Source organism: Streptomyces sp. NPDC007901 (assembly GCF_042959465.1).
In the GTDB taxonomy this organism is placed as follows: domain Bacteria; phylum Actinomycetota; class Actinomycetes; order Streptomycetales; family Streptomycetaceae; genus Streptomyces.
Map to the genome: position 1 here is coordinate 83,768 of NZ_JBIBKW010000001.1, position 25,938 is coordinate 109,705.

The 25,938-nt window shown below is 71.0% G+C and carries 32 protein-coding genes; 18 read left to right on the forward strand and 14 right to left on the reverse strand.

Annotated features, from left to right (window positions below; translation table 11 throughout):
* Positions 1-21: 21 nt before the first annotated feature.
* A complete protein-coding gene (locus ACFZDK_RS00435; protein WP_390968347.1) occupies positions 22-1,002 on the reverse strand; it encodes a 2-oxoglutarate and iron-dependent oxygenase domain-containing protein in 981 nt (326 codons plus the stop codon).
* The gene (locus ACFZDK_RS00440; protein WP_390968349.1) at positions 995-1,447 is read right to left on the reverse strand and encodes a deaminase; all 453 of its coding nucleotides are present in this window, start codon (positions 1,445-1,447) and stop codon (positions 995-997) included. Before ACFZDK_RS00440 ends, ACFZDK_RS00435 begins: the two co-directional genes overlap by 8 nt.
* Before the next feature lie 111 nt (positions 1,448-1,558).
* Here ACFZDK_RS00440 and ACFZDK_RS00445 point away from each other — a divergent pair, with 111 nt between their 5' ends.
* The 3 genes from ACFZDK_RS00445 to gcvH all read left to right on the forward strand — a co-directional run bounded on the left by ACFZDK_RS00445 (position 1,559) and on the right by gcvH (position 4,639).
* Positions 1,559-2,950 (forward strand): PucR family transcriptional regulator ligand-binding domain-containing protein, encoded by a 1,392-nt coding sequence (locus tag ACFZDK_RS00445; protein ID WP_390968351.1) that lies wholly within the window; start codon positions 1,559-1,561, stop codon positions 2,948-2,950.
* 201 nt (positions 2,951-3,151) lie between these two features.
* Entirely contained in the window at positions 3,152-4,162 is a 1,011-nt protein-coding gene (locus ACFZDK_RS00450; protein ID WP_390968353.1) for a CorA family divalent cation transporter, read from the forward strand.
* Between the two features lie 87 nt (positions 4,163-4,249).
* Positions 4,250-4,639 carry a glycine cleavage system protein GcvH gene (gcvH, locus tag ACFZDK_RS00455; protein WP_390968355.1) on the forward strand — a complete coding sequence of 130 codons (390 nt, stop codon included), beginning with the start codon at positions 4,250-4,252 and terminating at the stop codon, positions 4,637-4,639.
* A 23-nt stretch (positions 4,640-4,662) separates the two neighbouring features.
* On the opposite strand, the gene ACFZDK_RS00460 is transcribed toward gcvH, so the two are convergent.
* From ACFZDK_RS00460 to ACFZDK_RS00470, 3 genes are all read right to left on the reverse strand, one after another.
* Positions 4,663-6,069 carry a cytosine permease gene (locus tag ACFZDK_RS00460; protein WP_390968356.1) on the reverse strand — a complete coding sequence of 469 codons (1,407 nt, stop codon included), beginning with the start codon at positions 6,067-6,069 and terminating at the stop codon, positions 4,663-4,665.
* A 155-nt stretch (positions 6,070-6,224) separates the two neighbouring features.
* On the reverse strand, positions 6,225-6,467 hold the full coding sequence (locus tag ACFZDK_RS00465; protein WP_390968358.1) for a chaplin family protein: 243 nt from the start codon (positions 6,465-6,467) through the stop codon (positions 6,225-6,227).
* Between the two features lie 106 nt (positions 6,468-6,573).
* Positions 6,574-7,224 carry an NAD(P)H-dependent oxidoreductase gene (locus ACFZDK_RS00470; protein ID WP_390968360.1) on the reverse strand — a complete coding sequence of 217 codons (651 nt, stop codon included), beginning with the start codon at positions 7,222-7,224 and terminating at the stop codon, positions 6,574-6,576.
* A 100-nt stretch (positions 7,225-7,324) separates the two neighbouring features.
* Between ACFZDK_RS00470 and ACFZDK_RS00475 the strand changes: the two genes are divergently transcribed.
* A complete protein-coding gene (locus ACFZDK_RS00475; RefSeq protein WP_390968362.1) occupies positions 7,325-7,678 on the forward strand; it encodes a winged helix-turn-helix transcriptional regulator in 354 nt (117 codons plus the stop codon).
* On the opposite strand, the gene ACFZDK_RS00480 is transcribed toward ACFZDK_RS00475, so the two are convergent.
* On the reverse strand, positions 7,675-8,079 hold the full coding sequence (locus ACFZDK_RS00480) for a hypothetical protein (RefSeq protein ID WP_390968364.1): 405 nt from the start codon (positions 8,077-8,079) through the stop codon (positions 7,675-7,677). The two genes, ACFZDK_RS00475 and ACFZDK_RS00480, sit on opposite strands and share 4 nt — an antisense overlap.
* Before the next feature lie 105 nt (positions 8,080-8,184).
* Here ACFZDK_RS00480 and ACFZDK_RS00485 point away from each other — a divergent pair, with 105 nt between their 5' ends.
* Positions 8,185-9,078: a Scr1 family TA system antitoxin-like transcriptional regulator gene (locus tag ACFZDK_RS00485; RefSeq protein WP_390968366.1), complete on the forward strand. Its 894-nt coding sequence runs from the start codon at positions 8,185-8,187 to the stop codon at positions 9,076-9,078.
* Positions 9,041-9,151, forward strand: a complete 111-nt coding sequence (locus ACFZDK_RS00490; protein WP_390970024.1) for a DUF397 domain-containing protein — start codon at positions 9,041-9,043, stop codon at positions 9,149-9,151. The genes ACFZDK_RS00485 and ACFZDK_RS00490 overlap by 38 nt, the downstream gene beginning before the upstream one ends.
* Before the next feature lie 3 nt (positions 9,152-9,154).
* Here the strand turns inward: ACFZDK_RS00490 and ACFZDK_RS00495 are convergent, their stop codons facing one another.
* Positions 9,155-9,682 carry a peptidoglycan-binding protein gene (locus ACFZDK_RS00495; RefSeq protein ID WP_390968368.1) on the reverse strand — a complete coding sequence of 176 codons (528 nt, stop codon included), beginning with the start codon at positions 9,680-9,682 and terminating at the stop codon, positions 9,155-9,157.
* Between the two features lie 251 nt (positions 9,683-9,933).
* Here ACFZDK_RS00495 and ACFZDK_RS00500 point away from each other — a divergent pair, with 251 nt between their 5' ends.
* Complete coding sequence (locus ACFZDK_RS00500) at positions 9,934-10,149, forward strand: LamG-like jellyroll fold domain-containing protein (protein WP_390968369.1); 216 nt, start codon at positions 9,934-9,936, stop codon at positions 10,147-10,149.
* 16 nt (positions 10,150-10,165) lie between these two features.
* On the opposite strand, the gene ACFZDK_RS00505 is transcribed toward ACFZDK_RS00500, so the two are convergent.
* Complete coding sequence (locus ACFZDK_RS00505; protein ID WP_365692644.1) at positions 10,166-10,432, reverse strand: PLD nuclease N-terminal domain-containing protein; 267 nt, start codon at positions 10,430-10,432, stop codon at positions 10,166-10,168.
* Between the two features lie 86 nt (positions 10,433-10,518).
* On the opposite strand from ACFZDK_RS00505, the gene ACFZDK_RS00510 reads away from it, so the two are divergent.
* Positions 10,519-11,013, forward strand: coding sequence for a DUF3515 family protein (locus ACFZDK_RS00510; protein ID WP_390968371.1), 495 nt, complete (start codon positions 10,519-10,521; stop codon positions 11,011-11,013).
* A gap of 13 nt (positions 11,014-11,026) precedes the next feature.
* On the opposite strand, the gene ACFZDK_RS00515 is transcribed toward ACFZDK_RS00510, so the two are convergent.
* Positions 11,027-11,587: a redoxin domain-containing protein gene (locus tag ACFZDK_RS00515; protein ID WP_390968372.1), complete on the reverse strand. Its 561-nt coding sequence runs from the start codon at positions 11,585-11,587 to the stop codon at positions 11,027-11,029.
* 64 nt (positions 11,588-11,651) lie between these two features.
* Here ACFZDK_RS00515 and ACFZDK_RS00520 point away from each other — a divergent pair, with 64 nt between their 5' ends.
* The 9 genes from ACFZDK_RS00520 to ACFZDK_RS00560 all read left to right on the forward strand — a co-directional run bounded on the left by ACFZDK_RS00520 (position 11,652) and on the right by ACFZDK_RS00560 (position 18,872).
* Entirely contained in the window at positions 11,652-13,109 is a 1,458-nt protein-coding gene (locus ACFZDK_RS00520) for a menaquinone biosynthesis decarboxylase (protein WP_390968374.1), read from the forward strand.
* Complete coding sequence (gene mqnP, locus ACFZDK_RS00525) at positions 13,106-14,008, forward strand: menaquinone biosynthesis prenyltransferase MqnP (protein ID WP_390968376.1); 903 nt, start codon at positions 13,106-13,108, stop codon at positions 14,006-14,008. The genes ACFZDK_RS00520 and mqnP overlap by 4 nt, the downstream gene beginning before the upstream one ends.
* Before the next feature lie 46 nt (positions 14,009-14,054).
* The gene (locus tag ACFZDK_RS00530) at positions 14,055-14,627 is read left to right on the forward strand and encodes a Uma2 family endonuclease (protein WP_390968377.1); all 573 of its coding nucleotides are present in this window, start codon (positions 14,055-14,057) and stop codon (positions 14,625-14,627) included.
* Positions 14,628-14,682: 55 nt separating this feature from the next.
* Positions 14,683-15,327: a UbiX family flavin prenyltransferase gene (locus ACFZDK_RS00535; RefSeq protein ID WP_390968379.1), complete on the forward strand. Its 645-nt coding sequence runs from the start codon at positions 14,683-14,685 to the stop codon at positions 15,325-15,327.
* A 60-nt stretch (positions 15,328-15,387) separates the two neighbouring features.
* Positions 15,388-15,843, forward strand: a complete 456-nt coding sequence (locus ACFZDK_RS00540; protein WP_132787112.1) for an Lrp/AsnC family transcriptional regulator — start codon at positions 15,388-15,390, stop codon at positions 15,841-15,843.
* A 38-nt stretch (positions 15,844-15,881) separates the two neighbouring features.
* A complete protein-coding gene (gene mqnE / locus ACFZDK_RS00545; RefSeq protein WP_390968380.1) occupies positions 15,882-17,045 on the forward strand; it encodes an aminofutalosine synthase MqnE in 1,164 nt (387 codons plus the stop codon).
* Between the two features lie 183 nt (positions 17,046-17,228).
* Positions 17,229-17,753: a GNAT family N-acetyltransferase gene (locus ACFZDK_RS00550; RefSeq protein WP_390968382.1), complete on the forward strand. Its 525-nt coding sequence runs from the start codon at positions 17,229-17,231 to the stop codon at positions 17,751-17,753.
* A gap of 80 nt (positions 17,754-17,833) precedes the next feature.
* Entirely contained in the window at positions 17,834-18,145 is a 312-nt protein-coding gene (locus ACFZDK_RS00555) for a DUF4229 domain-containing protein (RefSeq protein ID WP_390968384.1), read from the forward strand.
* Between the two features lie 40 nt (positions 18,146-18,185).
* Positions 18,186-18,872: a TetR/AcrR family transcriptional regulator gene (locus tag ACFZDK_RS00560; RefSeq protein WP_365692613.1), complete on the forward strand. Its 687-nt coding sequence runs from the start codon at positions 18,186-18,188 to the stop codon at positions 18,870-18,872.
* Here ACFZDK_RS00560 and ACFZDK_RS00565 read toward each other — a convergent pair.
* The 5 genes from ACFZDK_RS00565 to ACFZDK_RS00585 all read right to left on the reverse strand — a co-directional run bounded on the left by ACFZDK_RS00565 (position 18,838) and on the right by ACFZDK_RS00585 (position 23,653).
* Positions 18,838-19,242 (reverse strand): hypothetical protein, encoded by a 405-nt coding sequence (locus tag ACFZDK_RS00565; protein ID WP_390968386.1) that lies wholly within the window; start codon positions 19,240-19,242, stop codon positions 18,838-18,840. The genes ACFZDK_RS00560 and ACFZDK_RS00565 overlap by 35 nt on opposite strands.
* Complete coding sequence (locus ACFZDK_RS00570; protein WP_390968388.1) at positions 19,239-19,853, reverse strand: hypothetical protein; 615 nt, start codon at positions 19,851-19,853, stop codon at positions 19,239-19,241. The genes ACFZDK_RS00565 and ACFZDK_RS00570 overlap by 4 nt, the downstream gene beginning before the upstream one ends.
* A gap of 25 nt (positions 19,854-19,878) precedes the next feature.
* Positions 19,879-21,171, reverse strand: a complete 1,293-nt coding sequence (locus ACFZDK_RS00575; protein WP_390968389.1) for a DUF6716 putative glycosyltransferase — start codon at positions 21,169-21,171, stop codon at positions 19,879-19,881.
* A gap of 215 nt (positions 21,172-21,386) precedes the next feature.
* Complete coding sequence (locus tag ACFZDK_RS00580) at positions 21,387-22,223, reverse strand: MaoC/PaaZ C-terminal domain-containing protein (protein ID WP_390968391.1); 837 nt, start codon at positions 22,221-22,223, stop codon at positions 21,387-21,389.
* A gap of 128 nt (positions 22,224-22,351) precedes the next feature.
* The gene (locus tag ACFZDK_RS00585; protein ID WP_390968392.1) at positions 22,352-23,653 is read right to left on the reverse strand and encodes a 3-oxoacyl-ACP reductase; all 1,302 of its coding nucleotides are present in this window, start codon (positions 23,651-23,653) and stop codon (positions 22,352-22,354) included.
* 361 nt (positions 23,654-24,014) lie between these two features.
* Between ACFZDK_RS00585 and ACFZDK_RS00590 the strand changes: the two genes are divergently transcribed.
* A complete protein-coding gene (locus ACFZDK_RS00590) occupies positions 24,015-25,919 on the forward strand; it encodes an AMP-binding protein (RefSeq protein ID WP_390970026.1) in 1,905 nt (634 codons plus the stop codon).
* Positions 25,920-25,938: the final 19 nt, after the last annotated feature.

Here is a 25,938-nt window from a genome sequence, read left to right on the forward strand (position 1 = left end):
ACGAATCCTGACGCTGTGAGATCAGCCGACGGTGATGGAGTCGAGCTTCCCCCGCAGATAGACGTGCGAGTCGACCGCCGGGTACGCCACCCGGCCGACCGGGGCCGGTACGGACTCGACGAGGGTGCCCGGGGTGCACTCGCCGAAGTAGACGAGGGACATCAGTTCCTCGGCGGGGGCGTCGGTGGGCGGCGGCAGTACCCGGTGCCGTCCGGAGCGCCACCGGTCGCCGGTCCAACGGGCCATCAGGTCGCCGATGTTGATGGTGAAGGCGGCCGGGTCGAAGGGAGCGTCCTCCCAGCCGCCCTCGTCGGTGTACACCTGGAGTCCGCCCTTGCCGGCCTGCCGGTCCAGGATGGTCACCGTCCCGAAGTCGGTGTGCGGACCGATCCGGAACTGGCCGGGCTCGGGCTCGCCGATGACGTCCGTCCCCGGGTACCAGTTGATGTTGAAGCCGTACGTCGGATGGTCCATGTGCCGGGAGAAGAAGTCGGGTTCCAGCCCGAGGGCGTACCCCAGCAGGGACAGCAGCTCCTTCTCCAGCCCGGCCATCCGCTCCAGGTACTCCTCGCAGAGCGTCCGCAGGGCGGGGATCTCGTCCGGCCACACGTTGGGGGCGTACCACTCCGCGTTGACCGCCGGGTCGTCGAAGGGCTCGTGGGTCGCGAAGGTCAGCGACTCCTTCAGGTCGGGCGGGGTCTCGGTGCCCTCCGAGTAGCCGTTGGCCTCGGCCTTCGGCCCCAGCCAGCCCCGGCCGCCGACCTTCACCTCGTACGCCTGCTTGACCTCGGCCGGCAGCGCGAAGAAGGCGCGCGCGGCCTCCCGTACGGAGTTGCGCAGCTCCGGGTCCACGCCGTGCCCGGTGACCAGCAGGAAGCCGGCGGTCTTCAGGGCCGCGTCGACGGTCCGGGCGATCTCCTGCCGGGCGGCCTCGTCACCGTCGAGCCAGGGCCGCAGGTCGATGGTGGGGATACGGGGGCTGGAGCTTGTCGTGTCACTCATCGCCGATGTCCTCGTTCCACAGGGCCGGATTGTTGTCGATGAAGTCGCGCATCAGGCCGGTGCACTCCGGGTCGTCCAGCAGGACGATCTCCACACCGTGCTCGGCGAGCCAGTCGTGGCCGCCGTGGAAGGTGGCCGCCTCGCCGACCACCACCCGCGTGATGCCGAACTGGCGGACCAGACCGGAGCAGTACCAGCACGGCGACAGGGTGGTCACCATGGTGGTGCCCCGGTACGACCGCTGCCGGCCCGCCGCGCGGAAGGCGGCCGTCTCCGCGTGCATGGAAGGGTCGTCGTCCTGTACCCGCCGGTTGTGCCCGCGGCCGAGCAGCGCGCCGTCGGCGCCGTAGAGCGCGGCGCCGATCGGGATGCCCCCCTCGGCGAGGCCGGCGCGGGCCTCGGCGACGGCGGTGGCGAGCCAGGCCCGGGCTTGTGACTGATCCATGTCTCCACTCTCCTGTGGCCGAAACACGAGGGCAACGTGCGGAAAGTACCCTCCGGGCAACCCGCGGCCGGACGAAATGTCAGGGCCCGTGCCCGTCCCCTGGAGGTCCCCGTGCCCGCACTCACCCTCCGCGAAGTCCTCGCCCTCGACCCGGTGCGGGCCGCCCGCCCCGAACTGCTCGCCGGGGAGGACGCCCTCGACCGGCCCGTGCGCTGGGTGCACTCCAGCGAGGTCTACGAGGGCGCCAACTTCCTCGACGGCGGCGAACTCCTGCTCACCAACGGCTTCGGGCTGACCGACGCGGGCGAGGAGGTCCGCCGCCGCTATGTCCGTGAGCTGGCCGCGCGCGGTGCGGCCGGACTCGCCGTGGAGGTCGGCCGCTCCCTTCCCGCCATGCCCACGGAGGTCACCGACGAGGCCCGCCGGCTCGGCCTGCCGCTGCTGGCCCTGCACCGGGTGGTGCCCTTCGTCCGGATCGCGGAGGCTGCGAACCGCGCGATCGTCGCCCGCGGACTGGCCGGGCGGTCGGTGGTACGGCCCTGGGGCGACGACCACACGGCGGCCCTGCTGGCCGACCTCGCCGACCGCGCCGCCCTCAACCAGCCGGAGGTGGAGGCCCGGTCGGCGCTCGCCGGGTTCCATCCGGGGCCCGGTTCCCGCCTGATCGGGGTCTCGGTCCACGGACCCCGCGAGACCGGAACCGTGGACCGCGCGGTCCGCCTCCTGAGCGGCGCGACGGTACTGCGCGCCGCGTTCCCCGGCGACGTGCTGGCGCTGATCGCCCTGCCGGGCGCGTACCGCGGGCGGAGTGGGGGTGGTGGCGCTGACGGCGGGCGCGGAAACGTGGCACGGGGTGGGGCTGTCGACAGCGGCCGAAGGGGTGCCGGGCGGGGTGGCAGGGGTGCGGTGCCCGGCGGGGGGCTCGGTGCCGGTGATCCGGTCCGAGCCGTGCAGGAGGCTTTCCGTACGGCCGCCGGTCCCGGGCTCACCGTAGCCCTGGGACACGCCGTCGAGGCCGACGGCGGCTGGCTGCACTGGAGCGAGACGCTGCGCGCGGCCCGTACCACCCTGGAGCTGGCCCTGACCGTGCCGTCCGCCGAACCCGCCGTTCCCGAGGGCCCGTTGGTGACCTCCGCGCGCGCCCTCGCCCTGGAACGCGAGCTGACCCGGGGCGGCACCGCCGCCAACCGCGACCGCCTCGCCGCCCTCGTCCGGCACACCCTCGGCCCACTGCTGGCCTGGGAGGCGGCCCACGCCAGCGACCTGGTCCGCACCCTGGAGGTGCATCTGCGGCACGGCTGCTCCCCGACCCGCACGGCCGCCCTGCTCCACATCGGCCGCCAGTCCCTGTACCAGCGCCTGGAGCGCATCGAGTCCCTCCTCGGCCTGGAGATCGACGACCCGGACCTGCTGGGCGAGCTGCTGACGGCGGCCTGCGCGCACCGGGTGGTCCGGGGCGTGAGTACGACGGCGGCGGCGGGCCGGCTGCGCACGGTCGCCTGACGGAACCCCGTCACCGCGCCCGGAGCGAGGATGCGGGTCCGGCCCTGCTCCACCCCGCGGCAGATGATCTGGGCCGCCTTGGCCGGGCTGGTCGGGGTCATGGCCTCGGACTCGGCCGGCCCTCACCCGTTCGGGGCCGTCCCGCGCGGCAGCCGAGGGCATCCGGATGCGCCGGGCGCCCGCCGCACACACGCTGAAGGTGTGGGCCACGGGACCAGTGGTGAGGCGATGATCGTGACGGTGGTGTCGGTGCCGGACGGGGGCACCGCGCGGATCTCCGTGGCGGAGGCGCGGCAGCGGCTCGCCACCGACCGCTTTCTGCTCCTCGACGTCGAACTGCCCGACGAGGAGGGCCCGGCGGCGGCGGACGAGCCGGTGGCCCGCCGGCTCGGGCTGGAGGACGAGGACCTGGGGTGGTTCGGTAGACGGGACGAGTCCGCGCGGGCCGAGTTCCTGGGCGAGGTCGCCGGGTTCGTCGTGCCGGTCGTGCACGACGGTGACATCGCCCAGGTGCACGCCCTGGCCTCGGAGCGCTTCCTGGTGGTCGCGCACTGGGGCCGCCGGGCCGGGCTGGCGGCGGCCATCACGGCGCAACTGCGGCGGGAGCGGCCCTCCGACGCCGTCGCCTCGCTGTTCCTGCTGCTCCAGGAGTCGCTGGTGACGTTCCGCCGGGCCGCGGTGCGGGCGGTGCTGCGGGTGGAGGAGCTGGAGGACGACATGTTCGAGGGGCGGCGGCCCGAGCAGATCTACCTGCTGTCCCAGGAGCGCCGCTGGTCCGCCCGGCTGCACCACGCGCTGCTGCCCTATCTGCAGGTGGTCGAGGAGGTGATCACCCGCAGGATGATGAGCCCGGACTTCCCGGTGGAACGGCAACGCCTCGCCCTGGAGTTCCAGCGCACCGCACGCCTGGTGCTCGCCGACATCGAGTCCCTCCAGGACGCCGCCCGCCGGGCCTTCGCCAGTTACGGCTCCCTGGTCGCGGGCGAACAGAACGGCGTGATCAACCGGCTGGCGATCGTGTCGGTGATCTTCCTGCCGCTGTCCTTCCTGACCGGGTTCTTCGGCATGAACTTCGAGTTCCTGACGAACCGGCTGGAGACCCGGGACGAGTTCTGGTTTCTCGCCGTGGGTCTCCAGCTGGTCGCCGCGCTCGGCTCGCTGCTCCTGCTGCACCGCAGCCGCATCTGGCGCCGCCTGCGCGACGACGACTAGGTCACCCGGGTGGTGTATCCGGTCCGTTACGCAGAGCGAGAGAGGTGGCAGGCTGATGGCGCCGACCGACTTCGAAGGAGCTGTGCCATGGCCATCTACCCGACGGACTACAAGTACACCCGGGGCCACGAATGGGTCCGCGTCGACGGCGGCACCGCCACCGTCGGGATCACCGAGTTCGCCCAGAAGCAGCTCGGTGACATGGTGTTCGTGGACGTCCCGACCGTGGGCCGGACGGTCGAGACGGGCGAACCTTTCGGCACCGTGGAGTCCGTGAAGTCGGTGAGCGACCTCTTCATGCCGGTGGGCGGCAAGGTGGTCGCGATGAACGAGGAGTTGAGCGACGAGCCCGAGTTGCTCAACTCCGAGCCGCACGAGGCGTGGGTGATCAAGATCCAGGTCACCGACAAGGCGGCTCTCAAGGAACTGCTGAGCGCCGACCAGTACGAGAAGTACCTCGCGTCGGAGGCCGACTAGCGCCCCCGGTCAGCCGGTCCGGGTCACGGCGTCGGCCGGACCCGGCCCCGGCTCCGCAGCGCCGCGTACAGCAGCGCGCTCACCGCGAAGCCGACCACCGGGGTGATGTCGCCGAAGGCCGGGTGGTGCTTCGGCACCCAGCCCACGTAGTCCTCCTGGTTGGAGAAGAGCGGGACGGACACCACCACGCCGATCAACAGGGAGGCGAGCCCTGGCCAGTTGGTGAAGGAGTGGTCGGTCAGCCGGGCGGCGAGTTCCGCGTCGGTCGCGGTACGGCGCTGCAGCCACCGCTCGACCAGGACCACGCCCAGCCAGGGCGCCACCCAGTACGCGATGACCAGCAGGAACGCCTCGTAGGCCGCGCCCGCGTCGTCCAGCGAGGCCCAGGCCGCCGCCGTGCCGGCGATGCCCGACACCACGACCAGCGCGCCGCGGCTCAGCCAGGTGGGGAGCTTCAGGCCGAAGGAGGCGATGGAGATCGCTCCGGAGTACACGTTGAGGGCGTTCGCCGAGACCCCGCCGAGCATGATGGCGATCAGCACGAGGTCGCCGAGCCAGCCGGGGAGATGGCCGGTGAAGGCGGCGGTCGGGGTGGCGTCCTTCGGGGCGAGGATGGTGGCCGAGGCCGCGCCGATGACGGCAACGATCGACACGGACACGAACAGGCCGACGGCCGGCCAGAGCACCGTCCGCACCTTGTCCGCCGTACGCGGCAGATAGCGCGAGTAGTCCGAGGCGTACGGGTTCCAGCCGGCCGCGTAGCCCCAGGCCGCGCTGAACGCGAGCAGGAAGCCGCCGATGCCGCCGCCCGAGCCGCCTCCGCCGAGGTCGGCGTCCTTGAAGGTCCACACCCCGGCGAGCAGGAAGATCACCGCGAGCCCCGGGAACGCGTACTTCTCGAAGGTGTGCACGAAGTTGTGGCCGATGAAGCCGATCAGGATCTCGGCGACCACCACGAGGAGAAGCGAGGGGAGCGGGCGCAGTCCGGTCAGCGTGTTGAGGGCGAAGGCGGCGCTCACGCTGTTCACCGCGAACCAGCCGACGCCCGCGAGCAGTCCGTTGGCGGCGGAGGGCAGGATGTTGCCGCGGTGGCCGAAGGAGAACCGGCCGATCACCATCTGGGGGACGCCGAACCGGGGGCCGTCCAGGGACAGCACACCCTGGGTGACCGCGCCGAGCGCGGTGCCGAGCAGGATCGCGGCGGTGGCCGTCCAGAAGTCCAGGCCGAAGAAGAGGACCGCGATCACGCCGATGTAGACGGTCGCGAACTCGATGTTGGGGGACGCCCAGGTCCACAGGAGCTGGAGCGGGCTGCCGTGGCGTTCGGCGTCGGGGATCGGTTCCGAGCCCGCCGCCTCCACGGCGATGACCCGGTCACCGTATTCGGGTGCGCTACTGGTGGTGGTGGAACCGGCGGGAGCAGTCGTCATACGAGGTAAGTGTCGGGTTCGTTCCCGGTCCGGCCCAGAGGCGCACTGTCCGCTTCGGGCGGCTCACCGGCGTACAACCTGCACGTACGCGAGGAACTTCCGGAGGCGCGTCGTCCTCCGGAAGTTCCTCGAGCATACGGCTTCCGCGGCCGGGGTCAGCCGTTCTTGCAGGTGTTGCCGATGGCCGGGCTGAGCAGGCCGATCACGTTGACGGTGTTGCCGCACACGTTGATCGGGATGTTGATCGGCACCTGGACGACGTTGCCCGACAGGATGCCGGGGCTGTTGGCGGCGAAACCCTTGGCCTCGGCACCGTTGTCGGCGTAGGCGGCGGTGGAGCCGGCGAGGGCGAGGACCGCGGTGACGGCGCCGGTGACGGCGAGGGAACGGATGCGCATGACTGCCTCCTGGGCATCGGGGGGCGCAACCCGTCCATCACAACCGCACGCCACCGGCATGCGCTGCTGGGCCGATCGGCGCAATCGGACCGGCGGGCGGGTGGCGCTACGCGGCGAGACGCTCCGCGAGGGTCTTCGCCTTGGCCGCCGCCTCCTGGAGGGCGCGCTCCCGGGAGGCCTCGTACAGCGGGACGAGCTCGGCCATCGCCGGGTTCTGCGGAGCCATCGTCAACTCCGGGACGATGAAGTCGAGTTCCAGGCCGAGCCCGTCGCCGAGCGCCGCCGCCAGGTAGTTCTGCACGTACTCGAACGGCTCGCGCGGGGTGCCCGGCGCGTAGGAGCCGCCGCGGCTGGCGACGACGGTGACCGGGGTGCCCTTGGCGGAGGGGTTCTCGCCCATCGTGCGGCCGAAGAGGATCACGTTGTCCAGCCACGCCTTGAGCGTCGAGGGGATCGTGAAGTTGTACATCGGGGCGCCGATGAGCACGGCGTCGGCCTGCTCCAGCTCCTCGATCAGCTTCACCCGCTCCGCGAAGGCCGCCGCCTGCTCCGGGCTGTGGGCGGCGGGGTCCATGAAACCGGCGGTGTGCGCGGCCGCGGTGATGTGCGGCACCGGCTCCACGGCGAGGTCGCGGTAGACCACCGTGCCGTCGGGGTGCTGTTCCTGCCATGCCTTGCGGAAGGCGTCCGTGACGGAACGGGAGGAGGAGGCCTCGCCCGGGAGGAGCGAGGAGTCGATGTGCAGAAGGGTGGCCATGAGAATCTCCGAGTGGCTGAGGTTTCGTACTCAGCTATAGATAACACAGGTACTTACTTTTTTTCACCCCCTTTCCTCTCCAGGGCTGTACCCTGATGCCATGGCGTTGGAGCAGGCCCATGACCCGGAACAGTGCAAAGCCGTGGACACCGGCATCACGCGCGTCTTCCAGGTGCTCGGCAAGCGCTGGAACGGCCCGATCCTGTCCGTCCTGATGGACCAGCCGACGCACTTCGCCAACCTGCGCCGCGCCATCCCCGGCATCAGCGAACGCATGCTCTCCGACCGGCTCACCGAACTCGGCGCCGCCGGCCTCCTCGTCCGCGAGGTCGACGAGGGCCCGCCGCTCCGCGTCTCCTACCGCCTCACCGCCGCCGGCGCCGCCCTCGAACCCTCGCTGAAGGAACTCGGCCAGTGGGCGAAGGTCCACCTGCCGGACGAACCGTCCTGCTAGCGTCCCGGCGTCCCCCAGTGGTCCCCGCGCAGATGTCTGCGCAGGAGCACGGTGGCGTCGGTCGTCCCGCTCGCGTCGGCCCCCGCCTCGGCGGCATCCCGCCGCCCGGCGAACTCCGCGCAGGCGACGCAGCCGGGCACCGGCTCCGGGGCGGGCAGGTCCGGCACCGGGTAAGTGAGGGCGGTGGAACGGCGGTTGGCCGCCCGCACCTCCGCGCTGAGCCGTTCCTCCGCGGTCGCCGGGCGGATCAGCTCCGGCCGCGTCTCCCACTCCCGGCCGCCGCCGAGCGGTCGTAGCAGCGCGTAGGGGCCCGCCGCCCCGCGGTACTCGCCGACCTTGTCCCAACGGGTGTCGTAGACGACCGTTCCCGCCGGGATCTGACGTTCGGTGTCCTGGTCCATGCGCTCTCCGTGACTCTGGGTGTATCGAGCGTCGCGGAGGGGAACGGTCGGTATCAATGCCCGGCGCGTGACACCGGGCGTTGTCACGGAAGGGGGCTCGGGACGGTGACCACCAACGCCGCCATTTTCGGGGAGCTGCTACGGCACTTCCGCGAGGCTGCGCTCCTGACGCAGGAGGCGCTGGCCCGGCAGATCCCCTGCGACCGGTCACTGGTGGCGCGCGTGGAGGCGGGGACGCGGGTGCCGCAGGACACGTTCGCGAAGAGGGCGGACGAAGTGCTGGGCACCGGCGGGGCGTTGGGACGGCTGTGGGGGCTGGTCGACTGGTATCCGCAGGTGGAGCATCCGGACTGGTTCGCGCGCATGGTGGAAATGGAGGCGAAGGCTGTTGCGCTGTCCGCCTACCAGTCCATGGTCGTGCCCGGTTTGCTGCAGACCCCGGACTACGTGCGGGCGCTGGTCTCCCGGAGGGCCAGCGGTGACGTGCTCGACAACCGGGTTCGAGCCCGCCTGAGTCGACAGCCGCGCTACCTCGCCGAAGGCGGACCGACGTACATCGCCGTACTGGACGAAAGCTGTCTGCGCCACCCGGTGGGTAGCCCCGCCGTGATGCGGGACCAGTGTGCGCATCTGCTGCGGGTGGGACAACTCCCCAACGTCCGCATCCAGGTGGCTCCGAGCGGTCGATTCGATCTCCATCGCCCCAACCAGCCGATGTCGCTGATCACATTGCCCGACGGCGACCGCTGGATCTACTCGGAGTCGCTGAGTCGCGGCTATTTCAACAACGATCCGGACGCGTACGTCGAGATGAGCCGTATCTATGATGTGCTCAGGGCGGACATCCTGTCGGCTCGCGAATCCGCCGTCTGGATCAGCGACTTGATGGAGGGCTACGGTGACCTCAGTGACGTGGATCAAGAGCAGCCACAGCGGCGACGACGGCGGCGACTGCGTCGAAATCGCCCCCGAGTTCACCTCCGTCGTCCCCGTCCGTGACAGCAAGAACCCCGACGGCCCGGTCGTCGTCGTCGACCGGGCCGCCTGGGACGCCTTCGTCTCGTCGCTCTGACCGTCAGCCGCAGGCCGCCGCCTTGGTGTACGAGGCGTCCTTGTAGCCGATGCTCGTCGACTTGCGGACCTCGTAGCGGCCGTTGTTGAGGTTGATCTTGAACCAGACCTTGCGGGCGATGCCCTTGTAGTAGGCGACCTCGTAGTGGCCGCTGTAGTAGTCGTGGACGAGGCGGTTGTCGGCGCTGGAGAAGCTCTTCTTGCCGGCGATGCCGTCCACGGCCAGGTGGTAGTAGTCCTGGAACATCTTGGTCGCGGTCTTCGTCCTGGCGCCGAACCGGCAGTCGATGTCGCGGGCGTTCAGGAAGCCGTCGGCGAAGAGCACCGCCTGCCACAGTGCCGTCGCGCTGCTGTGGGCGTGCGAGGAGGTGCTGAGGGTGCCCTCGTCGCCCCAGTCGCCGGTGATCGGGCCGGAGCCCATCGTGACGTAGCCCTGGGACGTGCTCGCCGACGCCGGTGCCGTGCTTGCCGCCACCCCGCCCGCGAGGGCCGTCGCGAGGACGACGGCGGCGGTCCGCTTTCGAACGGACATGGTGTTCCCCCTTCGTGTCGGGCCGCCCCCGTGCCGGCCGGCCCTCGGTACACCGGGAACGTAGGCGCCGGACCGGGGGCGGCGCGTCCCGTGGGGGTTTGAGTTCCGGGGACGGCTGCAACCTCCGTCGTACGCCCGCGCACCACGCTCGGTTGACACGGTGTCCTTGAGGGCAGACCAGGGGGCAACTTGCCGGACGGGGACGGGATTTGGTCATCCTCGGCATCGGGCCCGCCCTATGCTGACCGGGTTTGCGGGAGTCGGTGGCGCGGGAGGGATCGTGGCAGCTCTGGAGCCCGGTGACCCGCGCCCTGTCGTACTCCGTCCCCGAGCCGGGGGTCTGGACCCACCTGGTCGGTGTCTACGAGGGCGGCCGCAACCAGCTGGTCCTGTATGTCGACGGCACCCAGGAGGCCGGTGTCAACGACACCAACCCCGTCGCCGCCCAGGTCAGGGTGCTGCTGTAGTGGCCCGCGGCCGGTGTCAGTCGGTGCGCGGGTCGTCAGGCTTCAGGGACTTCAGGAACTCCGGGTTGTCGTCCGGCGCGACCCACCGCTCCCGCGGCTGCCGGCTCCGGCCCGCGACCAGCCAGGCCACCGGGCCGACCAGGACCTCCCCGAACAGCAGGATGACGAAGACCCACGCCAGTTTCGGCATCCCGCGGACCTCGTCCTCGGGGGTGTTCAGGCAGTCCACGAAGGCGTAGATCCACAGCGCGAGGACCAGCAGGAAAGGCAGATACCTGAGCATGGCGGCCAGGGTAGCGGGTGGGTGGGGTCCGTGACCGGGGGCACGGGCATGATGGGTGCCTTCGGGCGGGAGGGGGAGCGGTGAGGGTGCGCGGGTGGTCCCGCAGGGGCCGGGCCGCGGTGGGTGTGGCGGTGGCCGGCCTGCTGGCGGGTGCCGGACTGGTGGCGGGCGAACTGGACTCGCCGGTGTTCGGCCTGGCACAGGGCCCACGGGCCGGGGACCCGGCCTGCGCGCGGCTCGCCGACCGCTACCCCGACCGCCTCGGCGGCGCCGACCGGGACCGGGTGACCTTCGCGGGACTCGCGGTCTGGGGCCACGGCGAGGTGGAGCTGCGCTGCGGGGTGAACCCGCCGGGCCCGACGACGGACGCCTGCGTCAGCGTGGACGGCGTGGACTGGGTGTGGCGGGAGCGGGCCGGGGACGGCGCCCGCAAGGACCTGGTCACCTTCGGCCGCAGCCCGGCCGTGGAGGTCTCGGTGGCGAACTCCGTGACCGCCCTGGACACGGTGCTGCTGGACCTGAGCCATCTGGTGACGCCGATCGCGGCGCACGCCAAGTGCCTGGAGAGCACCGGGGGTTAGTACCGGGGGTTGGTCAGGACTTCGCGGCCTGCTCCGCGAGCAGCGGCCGGACGATGGCGCGGACCTCGGCCCCATTCAGCGGGCTCAGGTACTTCGCGGCGATCCTCCCGTCGCGGTCGATGAACAGGGTGTACGGCAGCGCCTGCGGCAGATACCCCTTCGGGAACCGGACGAGCTTGCGGCTGCCGGGGTCGTGCAGGCTCGGGTAGACCAGCCCGTGCTCCCGCTGGAACGCCCGTCCGCTGTCCCGCCGGGCCTCCGTGTCCACGCCCAGCACCTGGACGCCCTTGGCCGCCAACTCCTGCTGCGCCTTGGACAGTTCCGGTGCCTCGGCCCGGCAGGGGCCGCACCAGGACGCCCACACGTTCAGGACGACGACCTTGCCCCGGTACTCCGCGAGGCTGACCGTGCCGCCGTCCAGGCTGCTGCCCGACAGGTCGGGCGCCGCCTTCCGCTCGGCGACCGGGACGCGGGTCAGCGGGGAGACGGCGGAGCCGCCGGCCTCCTGCCGGGGCGCACAGGCGGCGAGCACGAGCAGCAGGGCGAGCAGCGGTATCCGGCGATGACCTCTCACGGCCGACGAGTATCGCAGGGGGCGGTGACCGGGGTCGGACCCCGGGTGGCCGATACTGGGACACATGGCTTACGACGATCTTCGCTCCCTGCTCAGGGCACTGGAGCGCGAGGGAGACCTCAAGCGTGTCAAGGCCGAGGTCGACCCGTATCTGGAGGTCGGGGAGATCGTCGACCGGGTCCAGAAGTCCGGCGGACCGGCGCTGCTCTTCGAGAACGTGAAGGGCTCCGCGATGCCCCTCGCGATGAACGTGTTCGGCACCGACCGGCGGCTGCTCAAGGCCCTCGGCCTGAAGTCGTACGGCGAGATCTCCGAGAAGATCGGCGGGCTGCTCCGCCCCGAGCTGCCGCACGGCTTCGTCGGGGTGCGCGAGGCCTTCGGCAAGCTCGGCGCGATGGCGCACGTACCGCCGAAGAAGGTGAAGTCCGACAACGCGCCGGTGCAGGAGGTCGTGCTGCAGGGCGACGAGGTCGACCTGGAGCAGCTCCCGGCCCTCTTCACCTGGCCGCAGGACGGCGGCTCCTTCTTCAACCTGGGCCTGACCCACACCAAGGACCCCGAGTCCGGCATCCGCAACCTCGGCCTCTACCGGCTCCAGCGCCACGACAGGCGCACCATCGGCATGCACTGGCAGATCCACAAGGACAGCCGCAACCACTACCAGGTGGCGGCCCGGCGCGGTGAACGCCTCCCGGTCGCGATCGCCTTCGGCTGCCCGCCCGCCGTGACCTACGCCTCCACGGCCCCGCTCCCCGGTGACATCGACGAGTACCTCTTCGCCGGGTTCATCGCGGGCAAGCGGATCGAGATGGTCGACTGCAAGACGGTCCCGCTCCAGGTCCCGGCGCAGGCCGAGGTCGTCCTGGAGGGCTGGCTGGAGCCCGGCGAGATGCTGCCCGAGGGCCCCTTCGGCGACCACACCGGCTTCTACACCCCGCAGGAGCCCTTCCCGGCCCTGAAGATCGACTGTGTGACGATGCGGAAGCGCCCGCTGCTCCAGTCGATCGTCGTCGGCCGCCCCCCGACGGAGGACGGTCCCCTGGGCCGCGCCACGGAACGCTTCTTCCTGCCCCTCCTGAAGATCATCGTCCCGGACATCGTGGACTACCACCTCCCCGAGTCCGGCGGTTTCCACAACTGTGCGATCGTCTCGATCGACAAGAAGTACCCGAAGCACGCGCAGAAGGTCATGCACGCGATCTGGGGGGCGCACATGATGTCGCTCACCAAGCTGATCGTGGTCGTCGACTCCGACTGCGACGTCCACGACCTGCACGAGGTCTCCTGGCGGGCCCTCGGCAACACCGACTACGCCCGCGACCTCACCGTCGTGGAAGGCCCCGTCGACCACCTCGACCACGCCTCCTACCAGCAGTTCTGGGGCGGCAAGGCGGGCATCGACGCGACGAAGAAGTGGCCCGAGGAGGGCTACACCCGGGACGGGGGCTGGCCGGACATGGTCCTGTCGGACCCGGATACGGCGGCCCTCGTGGACCGCCGCTGGAAGGAGTACGGCCTGTGAGCTCCGCCTCCGCAGCCCTCCCGCAGCCGGGACGGACGAAAGCCTTCCTGCGCCTGGTGATGATCGAGCACTCGGTCTTCGCCCTGCCCTTCGCGTACATCGCCGCGCTGACCGCGATGTTCGAGCTGGACCGGAACATCCACTGGGGGCGGCTGCTCCTGGTCACGATCTGCATGGTCGGCCTGCGCACCTTCGCCATGGCCGTCAACCGGATCATCGACCGCGAGATCGACGCCCGGAACCCGCGCACCGCCCACCGTGAACTGGTCACCGGCGCGATGAGCGTGAAGCACGCCTGGACCGGTGCGCTGATCGCGGTCGCGGTCTTCCTCGGCTCGGCGGCCCTGCTCAACCCCCTCTGCCTGGCCCTGGCCCCGGTCGCCGTGATCCCGATGGTCGTCTATCCCTACGGCAAGCGGTTCACGAACTTCCCCCAGGCGATCCTCGGCCTCGCCCAGGCCATGGGCCCGATCGGCGGCTGGCTGGCGATCACCGGCGAGTGGTCCTGGGACGCGGTGATCCTCGGCCTCGCCGTCGGCATCTGGATCGGCGGCTTCGACCTGATCTACGCCTGCCAGGACGTGACGACCGACCGCGAGATCGGCGTCATGTCGGTCCCGGCCCGCTTCGGCATCCCGGCGGCGATCTGGGGCGCGCGGGTCTGCCACGCGATGGTCACGGCCCTGTTCGTCTGGTACGCGATCGCCACCGACGCCGGCGCCTTCTTCTGGCTGGGCCTGGTGATCGTGGCCGGGGCCTTCCTCTACGAACACTCCATCGTCCGCCCCCACGACCTCTCCCGTCTCAACCGCGCCTTCTTCAGCGTCAACGGGTTCATCGGGATTGCCCTGTTCGTGTGCGCGCTGCTGGATCTTCTGGCTCGGGGTCTGAGCGTCTGAGTACGGTGCGGCCTACCATCGAGGACAGGACACCAGGGAGGCCACCGTGACCGTCTCGGACCTTGACCGCCTGCACTCGCAGCTCAGCCGGTTCGAGGACATGTTCCCCGGCTATCACATGGAGATTGTCGAGGGCAACGTCGTGATGAGTCCGGTCAAGCCTCACCATGCGGAGACCATCCGACTGGTGTGGAATGCCCTCCGTGAGCAGGTGGCCGAAGAGTGGGGCTTCACCAGCGACGTCGCCTTCCCCTTCGACGAGGACAACGAGTTCTGCCCCGACCTGGCGATCATCCCGGCCGCGGAGGTGTCGAAGAACGAGGGCGCCTACCCGCCCGATCTCATCGAGCTGGTGGTCGAGGTCGTGTCCAAGGGCAGTATCCGCCGGGACTACGAGGTCACATCGCGCTGGTACGCCTCGCGCGGTATCGCCAACTACCTGATTTTCGATCCCCTCCAGGGGCATGTCCTCACACTCTGGAACCCTGGCCCCAACGGCTATGCGGGCCGGGACACCCTTCCCTACGGCCCCGAACTGATCGTCGCCTCGACGCTCGGCAAGCTCACCCTGTCCACCTCCGGTCTTCCCGTCGACCCGAAGGCGCCCGACCGATCCTGAGCCCTCCCACCCGCACCGGTACGCTCAAGATGTGAACGCAGGAGAAACGCAGCGCGTGCCTTGGATCGTGGGGGTGTCCGGGGCGTCCGGTACGCCGTATGCCGCCGCTGTGCTGCGTGCCCTGCTGGCCGCCGGGGAGAGCGTCGACCTGGTGGTCTCCCGGGCCTCGCGTCTCACCCTGCTGGACGAGACCGGGATCTCCTTCCGGGACGCCCACTGGCGGGACGACCTGGGGGAATGGCTGGCGCGGGGCGCCGACGGCAAGCCGGGGACCTTCGAGGCGGACCTGGCACGGGTGCGGTACTGGAACGCGGGGGACCTGGCCGCCGGGCCGTCCTCCGGGTCGTACCGGACCAAGGGCATGCTGATCGTGCCGGCGTCCACCGCCGCCGTCGCCGGGGTCGCGCTCGGACTCTCCAAGGACCTGCTGCAGCGGGCGGCCAGTGTCACCCTGAAGGAGCGCCGGCCGCTCGTGGTGGCCGTCCGCGAGACTCCGCTGGGCGGGCAGACCCTGCGCCACCTGGTCACCCTGGACGACCTGGGGGCGGTCGTCGTCCCCACCTCCCCGGCGTTCTACGCGGGAGCCACGCACATCCAGGACCTGGTGGACTTCGTCGCCGGGCGGGTGCTGGACGCGGCGGGCGTCGGGCACCGGCTCTACCGCCGCTGGGAAGGGGACCTCGGCGGCGGAAGCAAGTAGCTGTACCTCTGCAGTACCTCTCATCTACTTCGGGATTTTTCAGCGGAAGGCTTCGATCGCATGGACGCCGTGGACAGGCAGCTCATCCAGGCCCTGAGGGAGAACGGCCGGGCCTCGTACGCGGAGCTGGGGCGCCTCGTCGGACTGTCGGGACCCAGCGTCACCGACCGCATCAACCGGCTGGAGGCGGCCGGCGTCATCACCGGCTACCGCGCCACCGTCGACGCGGCCTCGCTCGGCCTCGGTGTCATCGCCCTGATCGGCATCTCGCTCTCCGACGCCGCCGACCACGAGGACGTGGCGCAGCGGCTGCGGGACCTGCCGGAGATCGAGGACTGCTGGTTCATCGCCGGCGACGACTCCTTCATGCTCAAGGTGCGCTCGACGGACGTCGACGGCCTGGAGAAGACCATCCGGCGGCTGTCCGGCACGAAGGGCGTCTCCCGGACCCGTACCACGATCGTGCTGTCCACGAAGTGGGAGAACCGGGTGGGGGAACTTCCGGAAGAGGTCTAGGCGTACGGTTGGTCAGGCTGTCGTAGAAAGGGTGAGGTATGGACGTCGGGCTCAAGCGTGAGCTGGAGGAGAAGGTCCGCTCCGGTGAGCGGCTGTCCCGCGAGGACGGCATCGCGCTGTACGAGTCGGACGACCTGGCCTGGCTGGGCGGCCTCGCCCACGAGGTGCGCACGCGCAAGAACGGTGACGTCGTCCACTTCAACGTCAACCGCCACCTCAACATGACGAACGTGTGCACCGCGTCCTGCGCGTACTGCTCGTTCCAGCGCAAGCCGGGCGAGAAGGACGCGTACACGATGCGCATCGAGGAGGCGGTGAGGCTCGCCAAGGCGATGGAGGGCGAGAACCTCACCGAGCTGCACATCGTCAACGGCCTGCACCCGAACCTGCCGTGGCGCTACTACCCGCGGTCGCTGCGCGAGCTGAAGGCGGCCCTCCCGAAGGTCTCCCTGAAGGCCTTCACGGCCACCGAGATCCACCACTTCGAGACGATCTCCGGGCTGTCCGCCTCCGAGATCCTCGACGAGCTGATCGACGCGGGTCTGGAGTCCCTGACCGGCGGTGGCGCGGAGATCTTCGACTGGGAGGTCCGCCAGCACATCGTGGACCACCGCACCCACTGGGAGGACTGGTCCCGGATCCACCGCCTGGCGCACGAGAAGGGTCTGAAGACCCCGTGCACCATGCTCTACGGCCACATCGAGGAGCCCCGCCACCGCGTCGACCACGTCCTGCGCCTGCGTGAGCTCCAGGACGAGACCAACGGCTTCCAGGTCTTCATCCCGCTGCGCTACCAGCACGACTTCGTGGACATGAAGGACGGCAAGGTCCGCAACCGCCTCCAGGCCCGCACCCAGATGGCGACCGGCGCGGAGGCCCTCAAGACCTTCGCGGTGTCCCGGTTGTTGTTCGACAACGTCCCGCACGTCAAGGTCTTCTGGGTCATGCACGGCGTCCAGACCGCGCAGCTGGCGCTGCAGCACGGCGCCGACGACATGGACGGCTCGGTCGTCGAGTACAAGATCACCCACGACGCGGACAACTACGGCACGCCGAACAAGCTGACCCGTGAGGACCTGCTGGACCTCATCCGCGACGCCGGCTTCCGCCCGGTGGAGCGGAACACGCGGTACGAGATCATTCGCGAGTACGACGGCCCGGACCCGGCGCGTCGCGAGTCCCCTCAGCCGATGCGGGTGTGAGGGGGCCGACGGTCCGATTTCGAGTGCGGGTGCGTGGGGGCTGATCGCGCAGTTCCCCGCGCCCCCAAAGGGGCGCGGGGAACTGCGCGACAAGCCACGACGCACCCGCACCCGAACACGCACCTCGGTCCGCATGGCGAGTAGTCGTCGCACGCCCCTCTGTGTAATAGATACCATCCCGCCATGTCCCTTACCTTCACCCTCGATCCCGCCGTCACCCCCACCCTCCGCGACGGTGTCCTCAGCCTGTGGACGGACGTGTCGAACGCCGGCGGTGCCGTAGGGTTCGTCGCGCCGGTGACGGCGGAGGAGATCCGGCCGGAGCTGGTGAAGCACCTGGCGGCGATGGCCGAGGGACGGCACCGGCTGCTCGTGGGGCAGGACGAGACCGGTGCGGTGGCCGCCACCGCGTTCCTCTCCTTCAACACGCACCGCCTGATGAAGCACTGGGTGTGGCTGTACACGGTGATGGTGCACCCGACGCACCAGGGCCGGGGCCACGGGCGGGACCTGCTCGCGGCCGCCGCCGACGAGGCCCGCCGCTTCGAGGGGATAGACGCGATACGGCTCACCTGCCGCGGCGGCCACGGCCTGGAGCACTTCTACGGCTCCTGCGGCTACAAGGAGGTCGGCCGCGTCCCCGCCGCGATCCGGGTCGCGCCCGGCGACGACCGCGACGACATCACCATGCTGCTCCCGCTGGGCTGAACAGACCCCGGTGCAAGATCGGTCCCACCCCGTGCTTCACTGGACGGTGCCCTTTTTCGTCATCGGAAGACTGGATTGAGATGCTCCGCTACACGCTGATGCGCCTCGGTATCTTCGCGGGCTGCCTCCTCCTCGTCTGGGGCCTCGTCTACGCCGGCGCGTTCCCGCGTGGCTTCGGCGACTCCAACTTCCTGTGGGTCCTGCTGCTCTCCCTCGTCCTGTCGGCGCCCATCAGCTTCGTCGTGCTGCGCAAGGAGCGGGACCGCGCCTCGGTCAAGGTCTCGCAGCGGGTCGACCGGATGAAGGCCAACATCGAGGCCAACCGCAGCCAGGAGGACGAGGCCGTGGACGAGGCGACCCAGGCGCAGGGTCAGGCCCAGACCTCCTCCTGAGCGGCGCCCGCGCCTCCGGGCCCAACTAGGCTGGGTCTCCATGGGGACCGTGAAGACCAAGCGGATGCCGCGCGCGGTACGGGAACAGCAGATGCTCGACGCTGCCGTGCGGACCTTCGGCCAGCGCGGCTACATGGCCGCGTCGATGGACGAGATCGCCGAACTCGCCGGTGTCTCCAAGCCGTTGGTGTATCTGTACCTCAACTCCAAGGACGACCTGTTCACGGCGTGCATCCGCCGTGAGGCGAAGGCGCTGACCGAGGCGGTACGGGCCGGTGTGCACCGCGAGCTGCCCGCCGACCGGCAGCTCTGGGACGGGCTGCGGGCCTTCTTCACCCACACCGGCGAGCATCCCGACGGCTGGTCGGTGCTGCATCTGCAGGCACGGACGCACGGCGAGCGGTTCGCTTCCGAGGTCGCGGCGATGCGCACGGAGATCGTGGAGTTCGTGACCCAGCTCATCGTCGTCGCCGCACGGGAGGCGCACCGCGATCCCGACCTGGCGGAGGGCGAGGTGGCGGGCCTTGCCGAGGCCCTGGTCGGCGCGGCCGAGTCCCTCGCCACCTGGGCCAACGCCACCCCCGGTGTCACCGCGCACCAGGCGGCGGCGACCCTGATGAACTTCTCCTGGGCGGGGCTGGGCAACCTGATGGAGGGCCGCGCGTGGTCCCCGTCGCACCCGTCCCGGTCCGTCAGCGCGGGTCCCAGGACGTCGTCGGCCGGATAGCCGTCACCTCGTCGAGGAAGGCCGCCGCCCGCTGGGACGTCCGTGGCCGCAGCCATGTGGTGGCCTCCGCGCAGACCGTGATCTCCACGCCCGTCCCGGCCAGTACCAGCGGCAGCGTCCGCAGCACCGACGACGGCAGGCTGATCAGCTCGGCGGCCACCGGTCCGCGCAACAGCTCCAGCTCCAGGGGCAGTTCGGGACGTACGATCTCCAGCTCGCCGTACTCGGCGAGCAGCCGCAGCTTGTCGGGGTCCTCGCGGCGGTGGGCGTAGTAGCGCTCGACGTTGCGCTGGTGGGCGATCGACGTCACCTCCTCGGCATAGCGTTCCGTCCCGATCAGACCGGTCTCGGCGAGCGAGCTGCCGATCATGTCCGTGCCGGGCCGCACCTGCGGCGGGCCGAAGCGGTCCCGGGCCCAGGTGTAGGCGTTGCCGGAGGCGACGGCGCCGGGCGGCAGGCGCAGCCTCTCCGACAGGAGAAGACCTCCAGCCGCCGTCCGTCGCCGGGGGTCAGCCGGCGGCCGGTACGGGCCGCCGCGTGCGAGGCCCGGCCGCGATGGTGCCGGCGGACCAGCGGGCGGCCGGCGAGCAGCGCACGGGACAGCTCCAGCGTGGCCGTGCCGTCGTCGACGAGGACCAGGTCACGGGCGGGGGAGAGCGGGAGCAGCCGCTGGATCACGCCCGAGAACGGGTCGCCCACGACGAGCCGGTCGGCCGTCGCCGGCCTCGGCCCGAGCGCCGTGACCGCCCGCGCGAAACCGACGGGCACGCGGCGGATGTCGTAGTGGCCGACGGCCGGCCCCTCCGCCTCCGCCAACTCCGCCGTCACCCGGAGCTGGTGCCGGGTGACGGCCTCCCGGGGCAGCAGCACCGCGACCTCGCAGAGCGCCGGGTCCGGTGCCCCGTCGCGCTCGCCGAGCGCCCACTCCAGCAGGTTCAGCAGCTGGGCGGGGGACTCGACGAGCGCGAGGGTGCGGCTCATGAGACACCGGCCCGGGAGGCGGTGTTCACACGGCACCCCAGCGGCGCAGGGCGGGCGCGAGCCGCTGGTGACCGACGCGGTACAGCTTCTTGGCCCCCCGCCGGGCGACCCGTCGTACCGCCTTCTTCATCCGCCCCGTACCGGCGGTGCCCAGCGGCGCGGGCAGCGGGCGGCCCTCCTCGTCGAAGCCGTTGTGGCGGAGGATGGTGCCGAGGTAGATACCGGCGGACTGCGCCGTGTAGTAGGGGCGCAGCGGGGGCAGCGGGCCGGCGGCGCGCAGCGCGGCGACGCGGGCCCGGGCCGCCGCGTACGGGTCGCTCTTGCCGATGCCCTGGGCCGCCGCCCACTCCGGGTCGGGCTGCGGGAGCGTGCCCGCGTCGATGTCGTCCCAGGAGGCGAGGCAGCCCGAGTGCACGAAGTAGTGGTTGCCGTGGGCCTCGCGGACGCCGAAGTCGGTGAGGATCGCGGTGGGTATCCGCCGGTGCATCGACTCCAGGGCGGCCGTCGAACTCACCGTGACCAGCAGGTCGGTACGGTCCAGTACGTCGCCCATGTTGCCGTAGGCGAGCTGGAGGTTGGCCGGGGCGGGTGCGGCGAGGGAGTCGACCAGATGCTGGTAGGGGTCGGCCTCGACATGGGTGGTCTGCTCGCCGGGCAGGCTGCGCAGCTTCACCAGCACCAGCCGCTCCGGGTGCAGCCGGGCGTGCGCGGCGGCGCGCTCCAGGAGGCCGAGCCGGGACGGCCGGTCCTTGGGCACGGAGGGCTGGACCGCGAAGGTGACGGTGAACGGCCGGTCGGCGGACGGCCGGTAGGGGGCGCCGGACAGGAACGGCAGGGCGCACTCGACGACCGAGTCGGGGTCGACGTCGACGCTCTCGAAGACGGACCGGAAACGCCGGTGGTCGTGGCCGGAGTTGGCGAGTACCAGATCCGTGCCGGCCCGGGTCAGCAGACCGTCGACCATCTTCTCGTAGACCACGCCGACGTACCCGCTGACCGTGACCGGCCGGTGCTCCCGGTCCGCCCAGGCACGTCCCAGGCTGTGGACGAGCGCCAGCACCGTGCCGCCGGCCACCGCCAGCACCACCAGGTCGGCGTCGGCCAGTTCCGCGTCGTCGACCAGCCCGGCGGCGGGTGTCTCGCGCCGGGTGTCGGGCACGATGCCGATCTCGGCGAGCTGCCGTTCGGTGGGAGTGGACCGGGAGCTCAGGAAGTACGCGTCGAGTGCGTGCTCGGGGGCGAGTTGCCGGGCCACCGACGCACCCCATTTCCAACGGGTGTCCGAGTCGGCGAGTACTGCGACGCGTCCGGGAGGCATGCTCAGTGCCTTTCGTGCAGTGGATCAGAAAGTGAGCAGAGGCTAAGAACGCTGTCTAAGCGCAGTATTAGGGAATCCTTTATGCCATCTTGGACACGCTGGGAATCCGATGTGGAACCGGCCTCGGCCGCCTTCTCCACCTGCGGGTTCGCGAGGCGCTGACAGGTGCCTCACAGAAAGGCGAAACATATTCTTTGTACAGCGTTGGCAGAGATTCAGGAGATCCTTGGGGCTACGCTGCCCTCCACATGGACCCGGTCTCCGCTCCGCAATTGAAAACGGCCGCCCTCCGCCGCGTATTCGACCGTCCCCGGCAACGGCACCGGTGCCCGGAACTCCGCCCGCACGGTCGCCGCCGTCGGCACCCCGTGCGCCGCGAGACAGCGGGCCGCGGTCCACATCCCGTGCGCGATCGCCCGCGGGAACCCGAACAGCCGGGCGGTGAGCGGGTACAGGTGAATCGGGTTGCGGTCCCCGGACGCCGCCCCGTACCGCCGCCCCACGTCCCCGGCCAGGTGCCACTCGGCGAGGACGGGGAGCGGGCCGCCCGGCGTCTCCCGGGGCGTCTCCCCGGCACCCCGGCTCCCGTGCCGCGCCAGATAGGTGCTCCGCGACTCCCACACCACATCCCCGCCGGCCCGCATCCCGGTGACGACCGTCGCCTCCGTACCGCGCCGGTGCGGACTCAGCTTCTCGATGTGCACCGCCAGTTCGTACGTCGCGTCACCGGGCAGCTCCGCCCGCCGCTCGATCTCGACCGACGTGTGCACCAGCCCCAGCAACGGCAACGGGAACTCCCGCGCACTCATCAGCCGCATCGCCAACGGAAACCCCAGCACATGCGGATAGGTGACGGGCAGCCCGTCGTCACCGGTCCCGAACCCGCAGACACGTTCATAGGCGGCGAGTTTCCGGAGATCGGGGCGGAGCCCGGGGAGCACGAGCCGGGTACGGGGGAAATCCGCGTTGGGCGCAGGCCTCTTGAAGGGCGACCGCAGCGCACCGAGGGCGAGCAGGGGGCCGAGGGAAGGGGTGCTGGTCAGGACAATCACAGGCTTCGCCTTTCAATACCGTCGGTGGAATCGCCCTGCCTTCAGGGGCGCGGGGCTGTGTCCGATATGCGGCTACCGCCGCGTGGGCGCGACCAGCCCCCACCCACCCGCACACGACCGAACAACCGCTACGCCCCCAAAAAACTCTGCCCACACACCCGCACGACCTGCCCGTTCACCGCCCCCGACCCCGGCTCCGCCAGCCACCCCACCGTCTCCGCCACATCCCCGGGCACCCCACCCTGCGCCAGCGAGTTCATCCGCCGCCCCGCCTCCCGGATGAGCAACGGAATCGCGGCGGTCATCCGCGTCTCGACGAACCCGGGCGCGACGGCGTTCACCGTCACCCCGTACTCGGCGAGCGCCCGGGGCGCCAGGCTCCGCACCAGCCCGACGACCCCCGCCTTGCTCGCCGCGTAGTTCGTCTGCCCCGCGTTGCCCGCGATCCCGGCGATGGACGCGGTGGTCACGATCCGCCCGCCCGCGTTCAGCGCGCCCCGCTCCAGCAGCGCGTCCGTCGTGCGCAGCACGCTCCCGAGGTTCACCTCCAGCACCGGACTCCACCGCTCGGCGGGCATGTTGACCAGCCGCCGGTCCCGGGTGATCCCGGCGTTGTGGACGAGCACGTCCAGCCCGTCCGGCAGCGCGTCGGCGATCCGCGCCCCCGCGTCGGCCGCGGTGATGTCGAGGGCCAGCGCGCTCCCGCCGAGCCGCTCGGCGAGCGCCCGCGCGTCCGCCTCGGCCGCCGGTACGTCGAGTACGACGACCCGTGCCCCGTCCCGCGCCAGCGTCTCGGCGACGGCCGCGCCGATGCCGCGCGCGGCCCCGGTGACCAGCGCGGTGCGCCCCGCGAGCGGGAGTCGCGGGTCGTCGGGTACGGCGAAGGCGCCCGCCCCGACCTCGATCACCTGTCCGCTGACGTAGGCGGAGCGGGGCGAGAGCAGGAACCGCAGGGTGGACTCGGCGGCCGTGGCGTCGGTCAGCCGCAGGAGGTTCACCGTCCTGCCGCGTCCGATCTCCTTGCCCAGGGACCGGGTGAACCCCTCCAGCGCCTGCTGGGCGGCGCCCTGGTGGTGGTCGGCGGGGTCGAGCGGCGCGCCCAGCACCACCACCCGGCCGCTCGTGGCGACGGACCGTACGACGGGATGGAGGGCCGCGTGCACCTCGGCCAGCGCGTCGACGTCCCGCACCCCGGAGGCGTCCAGGACGACGGCGACCGGGGTGCCCGAGTCATCGGTCGGCAGCCCCGTGCGGGCGAGGACCGGGGCCAGGTCGAGAGCGGACTTGCCGGCGGTGAGATGCAGCAACTCCCCATCCAGGGAGGGCGCTTGCGACGGCCGTACCAGCCGCGCCGGCTGCGGCAGCCCGAGCCGCCGGGTGAGGAAACGGCCCGGTGCGGTGGCGGTGAAGCCCAGATAGCGGTCCGTCATGTTCGTCCCCCGGATGGCCCGATTTCTGACTCTGGAGTAAGGTTACCGTAGGTAAGTCTAAGTCACAGCTGTCAAGAGCCGTCAGTCGTGCCAAATGTGAGAGACCCTCACGTAACCTCCGGGAATGCACAGGCCCGGCCCCGGACCATCCCGGAAAACGCACAACCCCGCCACAGCAGGCCCGTACGCTTTCCTGTCTAACCGCCGGTAACCCCTTTCCGAGGCCCGGCCCCGGTGAACGCCTCGGTGCGCGAGGCGCGTACGACATGCAGCAAGCAGTTCACCCGCTGCACGCCCGAGGAGCCGCCCCGTGTCCACTTCCTCTTTCCAGCACGCCGCCCCCGTCTCCTCCGGTGTCGCGATCCAGGCCACGGACTACGACGGGAAGCCGATCCTGGTCGAGCCCCAGGTGCAGCGGCTGGACGGCGCGGTGCGGGAGGCGTACGTACCGCCGTTCGCGCCGCCGGTGCGGCACGGCTCGCTCGCCGACCTGCCGTTCGAGAACGCGGAGAGGGCCCCGGGCGCGGTGGTGCTCAGCCGCAAGCCGGCCGACGGCGAGGGCCGTTGGGAGCAGGTGACGGCGAGCCGGTTCGCCGCGCAGGTGCAGGCGGTGGCGAAGGGGCTGATCGCGGAGGGGCTGATGCCGGGCGACCGGATCGCCGTCATGGCCCGCACGACGTACGAGTGGACGCTCCTCGACTTCGGCGCCTGGGCGGCCGGCCTGGTGACCGTCCCGGTCTATCCGACCTCGTCCGTCTTCCAGACCCGCTGGATCCTGCACGACTCAGGTGCCGTCGCCCTGGTCACGGAGAGTGCCGCCCAGGCCGCCGCGCTCGGCCCGGAACTCGACCGGCTGCCCGATCTGCAGCACCTGTGGGTGATGGAGAAGGGGCACGTGGACCGGCTCGCGGAGGCGGGCGAGCATGTCAACGACGCCGAAGTGGGCGTCCGGCGGGGCATGCTGGGCCCCGACACCCTCGCCACCCTGATCTACACCTCGGGCACCACCGGCCGCCCCAAGGGCTGCGCCCTCTCGCACGGCAACTTCTTCGCCGAGGTCGACAACGCGATCGAACTCCTCTACCCGATCTTCAAGGCGCGCAACGACGAGGAGGTCTCCATCCTCCTCTTCCTGCCCATGTCCCATGTCTTCGGCCGGATGGTGGCGATCGCCTGCATCCGCGCCGGGGTCCGCCTCGGCCACGCCCCGAGCCTCAAGGCCGAGGACCTGCTCCCGGACCTCGCCGCCTTCAGGCCGACCTGTCTGCTGACCATCCCGTACATGCTGGAGAAGGTCTTCAACACCGCCCGGGCGAAGGCGGAGGCGGGCGGCCGGGTCTCCGTCTTCGACCGGGCCACGAACGTCGCCCAGAAATACGGCGAGGCACTGGAGGCCAAGCAGACCGGCACCGGCAGCGGCCCCGGCCGCGCCCTGAAGACGGCCCGCACCTTCTACGACCCGCTGGTCTACCGCCGTATCCGCACCGCCATGGGCGGCAAGGTCCGCCACATCATCTGCGGTGGCTCCCCGCTGGGCCGCCGGCTCGCCGCGTTCTACGCCGGGGCCGGCATCGAGATCTACGAGGGCTACGGCCTGACCGAGACCACCGCCGCCAGCACCTGCACCCCGCCCCTCAAGCCCCGCCTCGGCACGGTGGGCTGGCCGATGCCCGGCACCAAGGTCCGGATCGCCGCCGACGGCGAGATCCTGGTCGCCGGGGACCATGTGCTGCGTGGCTACTGGGACCCGGCCGCCGGCGGGGTCGTCCCGGCGACCCGCGACGGCTGGCTCGCCACCGGCGACATAGGCGAGTTGGACGACGAGGGCTACCTCACCATCACCGGCCGCAAGAAGGAGATGCTGATCACGGCCGGCGGCAAGTCCGTGGCCCCCGCCCCGCTGGAGAACTGGCTGCGCTCGCACCCCCTCATCTCCCAGGTGATGCTGGTCGGCGACGGACTGCCGTACGTCAGCGCGCTGATCACCCTCGACCGGGACGGCCTCACCCACTGGCGGCAGATGAACGGCAAGCACCCGGTGCCGCCGGAACTCCTCCTGGACGACGCCGAGTTGCGGGCGATCCTGCAGCGGGCGGTCGACGAGGCCAACAAGCTGGTCTCCCGCCCCGAGTCCATCCGCCGCTTCGTCATGCTCCCCGTCGACTTCACCGAGGAGGCGGGCCACCTCACCCCCTCGATGAAGCTGCGCCGGGAGGCGGTCATGAAGGACTTCGCGGCGGAGATCGAGGGCCTGTACGCGAAGTGATCCGCGGCCGTTGCGGAAG

Bases quoted from the DNA above. Each gene is read 5' to 3' on its own strand.
- ACFZDK_RS00560 (WP_365692613.1), top strand. From the start codon at position 18,186: ATGGGGACCGTGAAGACCAAGCGGATGCCGCGCGCGGTACGGGAACAG.
- mqnE (WP_390968380.1), top strand. From the start codon at position 15,882: ATGGACGTCGGGCTCAAGCGTGAGCTGGAGGAGAAGGTCCGCTCCGGT.
- ACFZDK_RS00435 (WP_390968347.1), bottom strand. From the start codon at position 1,002: ATGAGTGACACGACAAGCTCCAGCCCCCGTATCCCCACCATCGACCTG.
- ACFZDK_RS00565 (WP_390968386.1), bottom strand. From the start codon at position 19,242: ATGATCGGCAGCTCGCTCGCCGAGACCGGTCTGATCGGGACGGAACGC.
- ACFZDK_RS00460 (WP_390968356.1), bottom strand. From the start codon at position 6,069: ATGACGACTGCTCCCGCCGGTTCCACCACCACCAGTAGCGCACCCGAA.
- ACFZDK_RS00540 (WP_132787112.1), top strand. From the start codon at position 15,388: ATGGACGCCGTGGACAGGCAGCTCATCCAGGCCCTGAGGGAGAACGGC.
- ACFZDK_RS00555 (WP_390968384.1), top strand. From the start codon at position 17,834: ATGCTCCGCTACACGCTGATGCGCCTCGGTATCTTCGCGGGCTGCCTC.
- ACFZDK_RS00440 (WP_390968349.1), bottom strand. From the start codon at position 1,447: ATGGATCAGTCACAAGCCCGGGCCTGGCTCGCCACCGCCGTCGCCGAG.
- ACFZDK_RS00465 (WP_390968358.1), bottom strand. From the start codon at position 6,467: ATGCGCATCCGTTCCCTCGCCGTCACCGGCGCCGTCACCGCGGTCCTC.
- ACFZDK_RS00470 (WP_390968360.1), bottom strand. From the start codon at position 7,224: ATGGCCACCCTTCTGCACATCGACTCCTCGCTCCTCCCGGGCGAGGCC.
- ACFZDK_RS00520 (WP_390968374.1), top strand. From the start codon at position 11,652: ATGGCTTACGACGATCTTCGCTCCCTGCTCAGGGCACTGGAGCGCGAG.
- ACFZDK_RS00475 (WP_390968362.1), top strand. From the start codon at position 7,325: ATGGCGTTGGAGCAGGCCCATGACCCGGAACAGTGCAAAGCCGTGGAC.
- ACFZDK_RS00505 (WP_365692644.1), bottom strand. From the start codon at position 10,432: ATGCTCAGGTATCTGCCTTTCCTGCTGGTCCTCGCGCTGTGGATCTAC.
- ACFZDK_RS00570 (WP_390968388.1), bottom strand. From the start codon at position 19,853: ATGAGCCGCACCCTCGCGCTCGTCGAGTCCCCCGCCCAGCTGCTGAAC.
- ACFZDK_RS00575 (WP_390968389.1), bottom strand. From the start codon at position 21,171: ATGCCTCCCGGACGCGTCGCAGTACTCGCCGACTCGGACACCCGTTGG.
- ACFZDK_RS00585 (WP_390968392.1), bottom strand. From the start codon at position 23,653: ATGACGGACCGCTATCTGGGCTTCACCGCCACCGCACCGGGCCGTTTC.
- gcvH (WP_390968355.1), top strand. From the start codon at position 4,250: ATGGCCATCTACCCGACGGACTACAAGTACACCCGGGGCCACGAATGG.
- ACFZDK_RS00495 (WP_390968368.1), bottom strand. From the start codon at position 9,682: ATGTCCGTTCGAAAGCGGACCGCCGCCGTCGTCCTCGCGACGGCCCTC.
- ACFZDK_RS00550 (WP_390968382.1), top strand. From the start codon at position 17,229: ATGTCCCTTACCTTCACCCTCGATCCCGCCGTCACCCCCACCCTCCGC.
- ACFZDK_RS00480 (WP_390968364.1), bottom strand. From the start codon at position 8,079: ATGGACCAGGACACCGAACGTCAGATCCCGGCGGGAACGGTCGTCTAC.